At 68.7% G+C, this 12,619-nt stretch carries 9 protein-coding genes; 5 read left to right on the top strand and 4 right to left on the bottom strand.

What is annotated here, in order from left to right:
* Positions 1-95: 95 nt before the first annotated feature.
* Positions 96-1,472 (bottom strand): hypothetical protein, encoded by a 1,377-nt coding sequence (locus tag Bsp3421_RS07140; protein WP_273997652.1) that lies wholly within the window; start codon positions 1,470-1,472, stop codon positions 96-98.
* Positions 1,473-1,974: 502 nt separating this feature from the next.
* Positions 1,975-2,886 carry a hypothetical protein gene (locus Bsp3421_RS07135; protein ID WP_273997651.1) on the bottom strand — a complete coding sequence of 304 codons (912 nt, stop codon included), beginning with the start codon at positions 2,884-2,886 and terminating at the stop codon, positions 1,975-1,977.
* A 486-nt stretch (positions 2,887-3,372) separates the two neighbouring features.
* Here Bsp3421_RS07135 and Bsp3421_RS07130 point away from each other — a divergent pair, with 486 nt between their 5' ends.
* The 5 genes from Bsp3421_RS07130 (at position 3,373) to Bsp3421_RS07110 (ending at position 8,097) form a co-directional block, all read left to right on the top strand.
* Positions 3,373-4,077, top strand: coding sequence for a FadR/GntR family transcriptional regulator (locus Bsp3421_RS07130; protein WP_273997650.1), 705 nt, complete (start codon positions 3,373-3,375; stop codon positions 4,075-4,077).
* Positions 4,078-4,185: 108 nt separating this feature from the next.
* On the top strand, positions 4,186-4,962 hold the full coding sequence (gene otnI / locus Bsp3421_RS07125; protein WP_273997648.1) for a 2-oxo-tetronate isomerase: 777 nt from the start codon (positions 4,186-4,188) through the stop codon (positions 4,960-4,962).
* Between the two features lie 25 nt (positions 4,963-4,987).
* Positions 4,988-5,959: a D-erythronate dehydrogenase gene (gene denD, locus Bsp3421_RS07120; RefSeq protein WP_273997647.1), complete on the top strand. Its 972-nt coding sequence runs from the start codon at positions 4,988-4,990 to the stop codon at positions 5,957-5,959.
* A 273-nt stretch (positions 5,960-6,232) separates the two neighbouring features.
* Positions 6,233-6,925 (top strand): aspartyl/asparaginyl beta-hydroxylase domain-containing protein, encoded by a 693-nt coding sequence (locus Bsp3421_RS07115; RefSeq protein WP_273997646.1) that lies wholly within the window; start codon positions 6,233-6,235, stop codon positions 6,923-6,925.
* Positions 6,926-7,083: 158 nt separating this feature from the next.
* Positions 7,084-8,097, top strand: a complete 1,014-nt coding sequence (locus Bsp3421_RS07110; protein ID WP_273997644.1) for a Gfo/Idh/MocA family protein — start codon at positions 7,084-7,086, stop codon at positions 8,095-8,097.
* 33 nt (positions 8,098-8,130) lie between these two features.
* Here Bsp3421_RS07110 and Bsp3421_RS07105 read toward each other — a convergent pair whose 3' ends face one another.
* The gene (locus Bsp3421_RS07105; protein ID WP_273997643.1) at positions 8,131-11,001 is read right to left on the bottom strand and encodes a M16 family metallopeptidase; all 2,871 of its coding nucleotides are present in this window, start codon (positions 10,999-11,001) and stop codon (positions 8,131-8,133) included.
* Positions 11,002-11,647: 646 nt separating this feature from the next.
* A complete protein-coding gene (locus Bsp3421_RS07100) occupies positions 11,648-12,589 on the bottom strand; it encodes a choline ABC transporter substrate-binding protein (RefSeq protein WP_273997642.1) in 942 nt (313 codons plus the stop codon).
* Between the last annotated feature and the right edge of the window lie 30 nt (positions 12,590-12,619).

The following is a 12,619-nucleotide window of genomic DNA, read 5'->3' as shown; positions in this document are numbered from 1 at the left end:
GCCCGGGCGCGACACGCACAGGAGAACGCGCCGCCCCGGGGACCGGGGCAGACAGGCGCGTGACGAGGCCGGCGTCGCCGGCCCCGTCACGCTGCTTACTTGCTCTGGCCGAGATAGGTTTCGGAGCAGATATGGACGAAGGCCGTGGAGGACGCCGCGGTCGTCTGGGTGCTGTCCGTCTTCGCCGTGGCGTACGCGCCGGTGTACGAGATGAGCCATTTCTGCGCCGGCACCGAGGTGGTGGCGAACTGCCCCGACGTGACGGCCGAACCCTTGCAGACGCCGATATTGAGCGGCACCAGCACCTTGCCGTCCGGCCCCGTGTACCCCACCGCCGTGGTCAGCAGCGTCCCGGGCTGGCCGACTCCGTTGTAGTCATACACCTGGATCGTGATGCGCTCGCCCGGCGGCAACAGCACGTTGCCCGTGTGATCCCAGCCCGCCACGCCCGCATTGATGGTGCGCGCGACGTTCTCGAGGTTCGGCACGAGGTGGGTGATGCTCTCGGTGTCGAGGAACTGATAGAACCCGGCGGTGCCCAGGCCGTCCGAGACGCGCAGCGAGTACGTCTGCCCGGCCGGCGCGGTCGTCGCGGTGTTGTAGACGCGCAGCAGCAGCGTCGCGCCCGCGGGCCCGGTCACCGTGGCCGCGGTCCCCAGCGGCAGCGTCCCCCAGGTGGTCGGCGAGGTCAGCAGCTGCGCCGTCTGCGAGCCGTTCCCGTTGAAGGTGAGCAGGCTCGCGGTCTGGCTCGCCGGAACCGTGACCGTGTAGTAGTCGAAATCGCTGACCGTATCGAGGTTTGCGTTGATCTGCAGGTTGCCGCTCAGCTTCGTCGCGAGCCGGACCGCATCGTTGGGCTCGTAGCTGTCGTAGCCGGTGCTGTTGTTCACCTGGAACTGGAACGTCGCGCCGCCCGCGCCCTGCTGCGAATCGACGAGCAGCAGCAGACGCACCGGGCCCGGCGGGATGCCCTCGACGAGCTTGCTCGGCTGGGTGCCCGTGTCGTTGTCGAGGTAGGTCAGCGTACCGTCCGCGTTGACCTGGACCAGATGCGCGTCGTGTTCCTCGTTTGCCGGCAGATTGGCCACGTAGGCGATGGTCTTGGTCGCGTCGGCCGCGACGAACTGCGCGCAGATGAGCTGGCCCGACGGCGCGGTCGGCGCGTTGTAGACCGCGCCGACCTGGATGTCCGCGCATCCGTCGACGGGCGGCGCGACCGGGCCGGCCGCCTGCGCCGCGGCGACGCGCAGCGTGCGCTTCGCCTCGAAGCGATTGGCGGGCAGGCCCGGCGGCCGGATCGAGGCGCCTTTCGCGGCCAATGCCGCGAGGCGGTTGCCGATGGCGGGCACGTTATCGTTCGCGACCGTGCCCGGTACGTAGGATTGGGCGGTCAATGCGACCGACGCATGGGACGAAAGCGGCGACAGCGCCGCGCCGACCAGCAGCCCCCACAACGAGAGAGTTTTTTTCATGATCTTTTGATTGGGAATGGAAAATGACCACACTCGGAATGCGCGATCGATATTACGGGATATTTTTCGATAATGGCATATCCCGATTCATCGGATATCGGATGCCCGGAATCCGTTATCGCAATGGAATGCCGCCGTCAACGCCTTACGGCACCGACATCACGCCGGAAACATGCACCGGCCGCCGCTGCCGCGGGAAATTTGATTCTTCGCAAAATCGTCACGATTGCATCTCCCCGAAAATCGATTCGACAATCGAAGAACATCGATCCGGAACCAAAATTAATCCGAAAGGGAAATCGGGCATGAAATCCGCCGGAATGCGCGATCGCGCGGGCGGGGGCGGGGCCGGGGCCATGCGATGCGTGAGCAGCGCGTCACGCGCGCCCGGCGATCGGGCGTGTCGCGCGCGCAGGGGTGCCGTCGGCGGGGGCCGGCACGCGGCCCGCCGACGCGGCGCCGCATGCGGGCCCGGCGCGGCCGGCCCCGCCGCTGCGCCGATTTACCTGCCGCGGCCGAGGTAGTGCTCGCGGCAGATGTGCATGAAGTTCACGGTGGACGAATTGGTCTTGTTCCCGCTCTCCGTCGTGACTTCCACCTTGGCGCTCGGGTTGTAGTCGATGCGCCAGCGATCGGACGGCACCGGGCGGGTGGAAAACGCCTTCGTCGTCGCCCCCGACGCCACGCAATCGCCGACCTTCAACGGAACCAGCACCTGTCCGTTGGCGACCGTATAAGCGGTCGTCGTGGCCAGCACGCGCCAGTTGCCGGTGATCCCGTCCTGCTCGGACGCCTGCACCGTGACGCGCTCGCCGGGCGGCTGGCGGACATTGCCGGTGTGGTCCCAGGTGCCCACGCCCACGTCGATGGTGCGCGCGACGTTGACCCGGTTGGGCACGAGATGCGTGATGCTTTCGGTGTCGAGGAACTGGTACACGCCCGCGGTGCTGAGCGCGTCGCCGACGCGCAGCGCATACGCCTGCGCGGCCGGCGCGGTCGCGCCGGTGTCATAGACGCGCATCAGCAGCGTCGCGCCGGCGGGCGCGGTCACCGGGGTCGCCGTCCCCGGCGGCAGCGTCCCCCAGGTGGTCGGCGTGCTCAGCCACTGCGCCGTCTGCGTGCCCGTGCCGTTGAACGTGATCGAGGTCGCCGTCTGATTGGCGGGCACCGTGACCGTGTAGTAGTCGAAATCGCTGACCGTATCGAGGTTCGCGTTGATCTGCAGGTTGCCGTTCAGCGGCGTCGCATGCCGGAGCGCGTCGTTCGGCTCGTAGGCGTCATAGCCCGTGCTGTTGTTCACCTGGAACTGGAACGTCGCGCCGCCCGCGCCCTGCAGCGGCTCGGCGGCATGCAATTGAAACGGCAACAGGGCCGCGCCGGCCAGCACGCTCAATAACCAGGATTTTCTCTTCATTATTTTCGATTGAATATCGAAACGACTACACTCTGAATTTCCAAATGATATTTCAATATTTTTCGAAACAATTACAGCACACCGGACAAAGGACGTCATGGCCGTCAAACGGATAACGCATCGCTCACCCGGCCGACAAGCCGGGTTCCGCATCCAGGTTCAGCCGGTATAAGCACGCGCCGTCGCGCTTGCGTAACGTGGCCCATTCGTGCTCGATATCGACGTGTCTTGAAAAAAGGCGTGATCGCAATGGCAATCTTATGAAAATGGCAATAGGCTATTCAGTGTGCCAGATGAGAATTAATCGATGAATAAAGAATGTGAATTTTTCATGTCATTTCCGATTTTCCGGTTGTCGATCACGCGGTCGGCACCCGTCTCCGGCGCGCCATGCAACATAGTGCGCGCGCTTCACAGCGTTACCCCCGATGCAGCCGCCACATTTAATTTGTACGATGACCCCACCACTTCCCGACGAGCCTCGCCATGTTCGAGAAAATCCCGTCCCGCGCGATGAGCGACACGGTCGCCCAGCAACTGCTCCAGCAAATCGAGATCGGCAGCTTCGCCGGCACCGGCAAGCTGCCGACGGAAGCCATGCTCGCGCAGGAGTTCGGCGTGAGCCGCACGGTGATCCGCGAGGCGATCTCGCGGCTGAAGAACGAAGGCGTCGTCGCGCCGCGCCAGGGCAGCGGCGTCTACCTCGTCGAGCACGCATCGATCCGCCCGCTGCGGATCGACTATGCGGAGGCGGTCGAGGCCGGCGCGCTGACCCAGCTGTTCGCGGTGCGCCGCGCGATCGAGGCCGAAGTCGCCGCCGAGGCGGCGCTGCAGCGCAATGACGCGGACCTCGCGGCCATCGACGCGGCGCTGCGCGGAATCGACGCGGCGGTCGCCGAAGGCCGCGACGGCGTGGCCGAGGACATCGCCTTCCACAGCGCGATCGCCGCCGTCACCGGCAACCCCTACTTCCTGAAAACGCTCACCTTCCTGAATCAGTACCTGGCGGCCGGCATCGCCATCACGCGACGCCACGACGCGACCCGCGCGCATTTCTCCCGCCAGGTGCGCGACGAGCATGCGGCGATCGCCGCCGCGATCCGCGCCGGCGATCCGCTGGCCGCGCGCGACGCCGCGCTCGCGCATCTGCGCCACGCGGCCCAGCGGCTCGCGCAGGCCGGCCTGCGCTGAACGCCGGCCCCGCATGCCGCCGCTGCGCCCGCCCGCCTTCGCCGGCCAACCCCACCCCACGCGCACGGGCGCATCACGCCCGCCGCGCACTCGACCGGAACCCCGATCATGCCGCGCTTCGCCGCCAATCTCTCGATGCTGTATCCGGAACACGCGTTCCTCGACCGCTTCGCCGCCGCCGCCCGCGACGGCTTCCGTGCGGTCGAGTACCTGTTCCCCTACGACTTCCCCGCCGCCGAGCTGAAAGCGCGCCTCGACGCCCATGGGCTCGCGCAGGCGCTGTTCAACGCGCCGCCCGGCGACTGGGCCGGCGGCGAGCGCGGCCTCGCGTCGCTGCCGGGCCGCGAGGACGACTTCCGGCGCGGCCTCGACACCGCGCTCGACTACGCGCGCGTGCTCGGCAACGACAAGCTGCACGTGATGGCCGGCCTCGTCGCGGCGCCGCTCGAGCGCGCGCGGCAGCGCGACCTGTATCTGCGCAATCTCGCCTACGCGGCCGACACGGCGCGCGCGCACGGCGTCACGATCCTGATCGAGCCGATCAACCCGCGCGACATGCCCGGCTTCTTGCTGAACCGCCAGGATGAGGCGCAGGCGATCTGCCGCGAAGTCGGCGCGCCGAACCTGAAGGTGCAGTTCGACTGCTATCACTGCCAGATCGTCGAGGGCGATCTCGCGACGAAGCTCGAGCGCGGCATCGCCGGCATCGGCCACGTGCAGATCGCCGGCGTGCCCGACCGCCGCGAACCCGACCTCGGCGAGCTGAACTATCCGTATCTGTTCGCGCTGCTCGACACGCTCGGCTACGACGGCTGGATCGGCTGCGAGTACCGGCCGCGCGCCGGCACGTCCGACGGGCTCGGCTGGCTCGCGCCTTACCTGTGAACCGTTCGATCACAGAACGACATCCATGAAAATCCTCATCACCGGCGGCGCGGGCTTTCTCGGCCAGCGCCTCGCGAAACGGCTGCTCGCACGCGGCGTACTGGCCGGCCCGGACGGCGCGCCGCAACGCATCCGCGAACTCGTGCTGCTCGATGTCGTGAAAGGCGACGATTTCGGCGATCCGCGCGTCACGACGCACGTCGGCGACATCGCGACGCGCGCGACGCTCGAACGCGCAATCGACGCCGGCACGCTCCCGATCTTCCATCTGGCCGCGATCGTGAGCGGCCAGGCCGAAGCCGACTTCGAGCTGGGCGTGCGGATCAATCTCGATGCGTCGCGGCAGCTGCTCGACGTCTGCCGCGCGCTCGGCCACCGTCCGCGCGTGGTGTTCACCAGTTCGGTCGCCGTCTATGGCGGCGCGCTGCCGGATGTCGTGCGGGACGACACCGCGCTCAACCCGCAATCGTCGTACGGCGTCCAGAAGGCGATCGCCGAATTGCTGCTGTCGGACTACACGCGCCGCGGCTTCGTCGACGGCCGCGTGCTGCGCCTGCCGACCATCAGCGTACGGCCCGGCCGGCCGAACGCGGCGGCCTCGTCGTTCGCGAGCGGGATCATCCGCGAGCCGCTCAACGGCGAGCGCGCGGCCTGCCCGGTGCCGGGCGGCACGCGGCTGTGGCTGTTGTCGCCGCGCCGCGCGATCGACGCGCTGGTCGTCGGCTGCGAGCTGGACGATGCGCAGCTCGGCGCGGCGCGCGCGATCAACCTGCCGGGGCTGTCGGTCAGCGTCGACGAGATGATCGACGCCTTGCGCGAGGTCGCGGGCGAGCCTGTCGCCGCGCGCATCGACCACGCGCCCGATGCGCGGATCATGCGCATCGTCGGCGGCTGGCCCGCGCGCTGGGACACCTCGCGCGCGGAACACCTCGGTTTCACGGGCGACGCCGGCTTCGCGGACGTGATCCGCGACCACCTCGCCGACGCGCGCCGCTGACGCGGCCCGCGCCCATTACCGATCATTTCAGTTTGCGAAAGACTCGCGAACCGGGCGCAAACCCCGCCAGGCAAGCCCGGCGGGCGACCGCGCAGCCATTGCGCGAAGTCGGTCCGAGGCTGGATGTGGCGTGTGCGAGACGCATCGCAGGGCTACAGTAAGCCATGTTTGGGATGATCGCCTGACGAGGCGACGCGCGCCCCGCCGCCGGCGTGCCACCGGCGGCCCGCGCGTGCGCCGCCTCGACCGATGCATATCCACAAAAAATTCGATATGGCTGCCTTTTATGATGTCGGCGCGCGCGCCTTGCGCACGCTCTACGATCGCCGGATCGACGCCGGCGCCGTGCTCGACAGCGTCACGTTGTTTCCCGACGCGCCCCGTTTCGTCGCGGCGTGGCCCGCGATTCGCGACGAAGCCCTCGCGGTCTCGCGCGACCTCTCGCGCATCCCGCGCTTCCACGAGATCATGCGCGAGCAGGCGTCGATCTCCGCGAACGACGCGCGCGACTGGCGGATGTTCATCGTGCAGGCCTACGGCGTGCGTTTCCCGCGCAACCTCGACCGCTGCCCGGCGCTCGCCGCGCTGCTCGCGTCAACGCCGGACGTGCTGTCCGCATCGTTCTCGTTTCTCGCGCCGGGCAAGCACGTCCCCGCCCATCGCGGACCGTTCCGGGGCATCCTGCGAGGCTATCTGGTGCTGTCGATGCCGAAGCGCGCGGATGGCTCGGCGGCGGCGGCGCTGAAGATCGACGGGCAGGAGCACCGGCTCGACGACGGGCAATTCCTGTTGTGGGACGATACCTTCGAGCACGAAGTCTGGAACGACAGCGAGGAAGTGCGGATCGTGCTGCTGCTCGACATCCGGCGTCGCGGGATGTCGCGCGGGCTCACGTGGCTGTCGGCGGGCCTGATCCGGCTCGTGCGGATCGCGATCCGGCTGCGCGGCGGCGCGATTCCGGTGTAGCGCGGCGACGCCGCGCGCGCGTCGCGACGATCGCGCGACGCGCTCGACGCCGGAAAACCACGCCTCTCCCTGCGTTATGATTCGAGGCCCTGGCGGCTGAAAGCAACCGTCGAGGCTGCACGCACGCTTCGTCTCGGGTCAATCACATGGATAAACGGATGGCGGAAATACGCTGGGGCATGATCGGCTGCGGCGCGGTGGCCGAAGTGAAGAGCGGCCCCGCGTTCGGGAAGATCGAACATTCGCGCCTCGTCGCCGTGATGCGGCGCGACGCCGCGCTCGCGGCCGACTACGCGCGGCGGCACGGCGTGCCGCGCTGGTATGCGGACGCCGCCGCGCTGATCGAGGATCCCGAGGTCAACGCGGTCTATATCGCAACTCCGCCGCATCGGCACAAGGCCTACGCGATTCAATGCGCGGAGGCCGGCAAGGCCGCGTACGTGGAAAAACCCATGGCGCTGAACGCGGCGGAATGCGCGGAGATGCTCGCGGCGGCCCGGGCCAACGGCACGCCCTTGTTCGTCGCCTACTACCGCCGACGGCTGCCGCGCTTCCTGAAGCTGCGCGAACTGCTCGGCTCGGGCGCCGCGATCGGCGTGCCGAGGTTCGTCACCTGCATGCTTCACCGCCCGCTCGAAGCGCGCTACCGGGACCCGTCCCATCTGCCCTGGAGCGTGATCCCGGAGATCTCGGGCGGCGGCCTGTTCGTCGACCTGGCCAGCCATACGCTCGACATCCTCGACTTCCTGTTCGGCGAAATCGTGTCGGTGCGGGGTCACGCCAGTTCGCAGGCCGGCGCCTATCCCGCCGAGGACTGCGTATCGATGTCGTTCCTGTTCCGCAACGGCCTGCACGGCTGCGGCATCTGGAATTTCGCGAGCCATGAGCGCTGCGACGAGATCCGCATCGTCGGCAGCGAAGGACAGATCGCGCTGTCGACCTTCGGCGACGGCGACCTCGTCGTCACGCGGCCCGGCGAGCCCGAGCAGCGCTTCCCGATCGGCAACCCCGTCCACATCCAGCAGCCGCTGATCGAATGCGTGGTGCGCAGCCTGACCGGCGAGCAGGACCCGCATCCCGACCTCGACCCCGCCCGCGCGGCGAGGACGAGCTGGGTCATGGACCAGGTGCTGGACGAATACCGGGCGAACCGGCGCGCGCGTCCGGACTGATCGCGCCGCCGCGACCGGCGCGCGCCGACATCGCTACTCCGCGCGCGGCGTGCGCGCGCGTGCGGCGGCGGGGCGGGCGCCCGCCGGCTTGCCGTCGGCGTCGACCACCTCGACCTCGCCCAGCTTGAGCGCGCGCACCGGCCGCTCGATCCGGCGGAGATCCCCGACGACCACCCACGTCATCGCATCGGGCACGATGAAGGCATGCAGCGCGGCTTCCGCCGCCTTCGCATCGACCGCCTCGACGGTGTCCTTGAGGGTGTTCGCGTAGGTGTCCGGATACCCATACCGCACCATCCGGCTCACCATGTCGAGCACGTCCGCGCTGGTTTCGTAGCGCCCCGGCAGCCCTCTCACGACGAACTGGCGGGCCAGTTCCACCTCGGCGGGCGTCAGCGGCCGCGCGCCCACCACGTCGCGCGCCTCCGTCACGATCTCGCGCAACGACGCCGCCGTCTTGTCGGTCTGCACCGGCGCCGAGATCAGGAACAGGCGCTGGCCGACCGCATCCTGCAGGCGGCTGGACGCCCCATAGGACCAATGCTTGTTCTCGCGCAGATTCAGGTTGAGACGCGACGAGAAGTTGCCGCCGAACGCGCCGTTCGCCACGTCGGCGGCGATGGCGTCGCGCGCCGCGCTCGACGGCGCGAGCAGGCCGGCAAAGATCGACGACTGCGGCGCGCCGGGCTTGTCGACCAGCAGCACGCGGGCGCCGGCCGGCGCGGCGGCCACGCCGAGGGCCTTGCGCGGCAGCGGCGCGGCCGGCGCGGACCAGTCGCCGAACACGGCGTCGAGGCGCGGGACGATCTCCTGCAGCGAGGTGTCGCCGACCACCAGGATCGTCGCATTGTCGGGCCGCAGCCAGTTGTCGCGATAGGCAGCCAGGTCCGCCGCGCGGATCGCGCGGATCGACGCCTCGGTGCCGGAACCCGTGAAGGATGCGCCATACGCATGGTTCGGACCGTACAACAGCGACGGCAGGATACGCGCGGCGATCGCACGCGGCAGGGTCTTTTCCAGCGCGATGCCCGCCAGCAACTGATTGCGGATGCGCTCCAGGTCGTCCGATTCGAACACCGGATCGCGCACGAGATCGGCAAACAGCGCGAGCGCGGGCTGCAACTGCTCGTTCAGCGCATCGAGCGACGCCGTGCACGAATCCAGGTCGCACGCGACCTGCGTCGATGCGCCGAGCCCCTGCATGCGCCGCGCCACCGCGATCGCATCGAGCTGCCGAGTGCTGCGCATCATCGCGGCGGTGAAGCTGGCCGTCCCGGGCTTGCCGGCCGGATCGCCCGCATAGCCGGCGTCGAACATCACTTGCACCAGCGTCGTCGGGATCGCGCGATGCTGCGCGACGATGACCTCGATGCCGTTCCTGAGCCGGCCGCGCGCCAGCGCCGGAAAGGTCAGCGACGGAAACGTCGCGACCCGCGGCACGCCCGCGCGGCGATCGACCTCGCTCGCGCGGGTCGCATAGGCCTGTTCGGCCGGCAGTTGCGCCGCCGGACGCCCCGGCAGCGGGCCCCGCGCCGTCGCACGCTCGCCCTTCGCGGCCGCTCCGCCGCCAGCGCGCACCGGCAGCACGGTCAGCAGGTAGTCGCCGCGCGCGAGCCAGGTGTCCGCCGCCGCCTTGACGCCGGCGGGCGTCGCGGCGTCCGCCCGTTCGAGGTCATGCCGGTAGGCCGCCGGATCACCCCGATAGAGCTGCCCTTCGGCCAGGATTTCCGCCTTGCCGCCGACTTTCTCCATGCTGCGCACGAAATCCGCGCGGCGGCTGATCCGGGCGCGCGCCAGTTCCTCGTCGGTGGGGCCGTCGGCGAGAAAACGCGCCAGCTCCTCGCGCACCACGGCCTCGGCCCGGGCGGGCTCCACGCCCTCGCGCACGTCGACCGAAATCTGGAACAGACCGGCCAGCGCCAGCGGCGACACCGACACCGACACGGCGTCGGCCAGCTTGTCCTGGAACACCAGCCGCTGGTACAGGCGCGAGGTGTCGCCGCCGCCCAGGACCGCCGCGGCCAGATCGAGCCGCACCGCATCATCCGTGCCGAGCTGCGGGATCACCCAGGTCCGATAGAAGCTCGTCTGCGACACGTGATCGCGCTGCACGCCACGCTGCGCAGCCAACAGCGGCGTGACCCACGGCTGCTGGCGCGGCACGGGCGGGCCGGCCGGAATCTCGCCGAAATACCGCTCCGCCTTCGCGCGGGCCTCCGCCGGGGTGACGTCGCCCGCCAGGACCAGCGTCGCGTTGGCCGCGCCGTAGTACGCGCGGAACCAGCGCTGCACGTCCGCCAGCGACGCCGCGTCGAGGTCCGCCATCGAGCCGATCGGATCATGGTGATAGGGATGGTTGCGCGGGAAGCTCGCCGCCAGGATCTGCTCGTATACGCGACCGTGCGGCTGGTTCTCGCCCTGCCGCTTCTCGTTCTGCACGACGCCGCGCTGGGTGTCGAGCGCCTTCGGGCCGATCGCGCCGAGCAGATAGCCCATGCGATCCGATTCCATCCACAACGCCATGTCGAGCGCCGTGGTCGGCACCGTCTCGTAGTAGTTGGTTCGATCGAACGACGTCGTGCCGTTCAGGTCCGACGCGCCGGCCTGCTCGAACGGCGGCAGATACGAATGCCGGTAGTGCGCCGAGCCGGAGAACATCAGGTGTTCGAACAGATGGGCGAAACCGGCCTTGCCGTCGGGCTCGTCCGCCGAGCCGACGTGATACCAGACGCCCACCGCCACCACCGGCGCCTTGTGATCCTCGTGCACCACCACGGTCAGGCCGTTCGGCAGCGTGAAGCGCGTAAACGGCAGGTCCGGAAGCGGCGCGGCCGCGGCGGCCCGCAGGCCGACCGACAGGAAAAGCATGCCGGCGACACGCCGGCTCAGGCTGGTTTTTCTCATGACGCGATGACTCCCGCACAGGTAACGACCATCCCTGGTCGAGTTCAATTCAGGTAGGCCGGACGACTTTCGCGCCGCCCCCGCTCAGCCACGACGGCCCAGCCCGAAACAGATATTCCGCACGCCGCGTGGCGCCGTGACAAAGCCCAACTATATCGGTCCCACAACGTCGTCGCGCCCGCGAACACGCTGACGCTGCTCAATCACGGGCCGCGCGCGCATCGCGACGACCGTTCCAGGACGTGACCGCCTTCGAGATTCACGCCGGTGGACACGCCATACGGCGGCCCCGGGTCGTGCCTCGACAACCGCGCGAGTCCGGTCAGCTATTCATATTCATACAGGATATACGGACCGCCGGACCGATCTTCCGCGTACGCGGACCATCGCCGTCCGGGCCGACGCGCCTGACGCGCGCCGGCCCGGTCCTGGTCATCGAATCGACAATGCATGCGCATCAAAGATGCGTACGATGCCGGCCCGCACCGGCGAAAGCCGGTACGGTCGATCATCGGAACGCGAAATACCGGCGACTCATCTTATATTTCTATTGGTCGAACGCCGGACATTCGCGCGCCACGGCCTCGCCCGGCCGCGCACGCGTCATCCGCCCGCGCGGCCACGCCCCCATGGAGGCCGCGCGGGCTCAGTGCAGGCCGAGATACGCCTTCACTGCCGGCAGGCCCGGCTTGCCGTCGACCGTCGTCACGCCGGCAAGCCACTTGTCGAGCGCCTGCGGATTCTCCTTGAGCCACTCGGCCGCGGCCTTGTTCGGCTCTTCCTTGTTCATGATCGGCACCATCACGTGATTCTCGATCGACGTCGTGAACTGCAGGTTCGACACGAACTTCGCGACGTTCGGGCAGCGCGCCGCGTAGTCGGGCGGCGTGGCGGTCAGCACGCGCGCCTCGCCGTAGTTCGGCCCGAACACGTCGTCGCCGCCGCTCAGGTAGTCGATCTTCATCTGCACGTTCATCGGATGCGGCTCCCAGCCGAGGAACACGATCCACTGCTTGTCGCGGATCGCGCGATTGACCTCGACCAGCATCCCCGCCTCGCTCGACTCGACCATCTTGAACTTGCCGAGCCCGAACTGGTTCCCGTCGATCATCTTCTTGATCAGCAGGTTGCCGTCGTTGCCCGGCTCGATCCCGTAGATGCGGCCGTTCAGCTTGTCCGCGTACTTCTGGATATCCGCGAACGACTTCAGGCCGCCCTGGTACGCATAGTCCGGCACCGCGAGCGTGTATTTCGCGCCCGTCAGGTTCGGCGTCGGCAGCACCTTGATCGTGCCCGCCTTGGTGAACGGCGCGATGATCGGGTCCATGGTCGGCGACCAGTAACCGAGGAACACGTCGATCTGCTTGCTCTTGATGCCCGCGAACGTGATCGGCACCGATGCGATCGTCTTGGTCGGCGCGTAGCCGAGCCCCGCGAGCATCGTCGACGCGAGCCCGGTGGTCGCGGCGATATCCGTCCAGCCCACGTCGGCGAACCGCACCGTCTTGCACGCGGCGGGGTCCGCCGCATGCACCGGCGCGGCGCCCACGCTCAGCCCGCAGGCCATCGCCAGCAGCATTCGCTTCATTTTGCTTCTCCTCAGGGGTGATGTCGTCAA

The sequence above is a fragment of the Burkholderia sp. FERM BP-3421 genome (genome assembly GCF_028657905.1).
In the GTDB taxonomy this organism is placed as follows: Bacteria; Pseudomonadota; Gammaproteobacteria; order Burkholderiales; family Burkholderiaceae; genus Burkholderia.
Note: the sequence above shows the minus strand (reverse complement) of the source record. Positions and strands in the feature narration are given on the sequence as shown.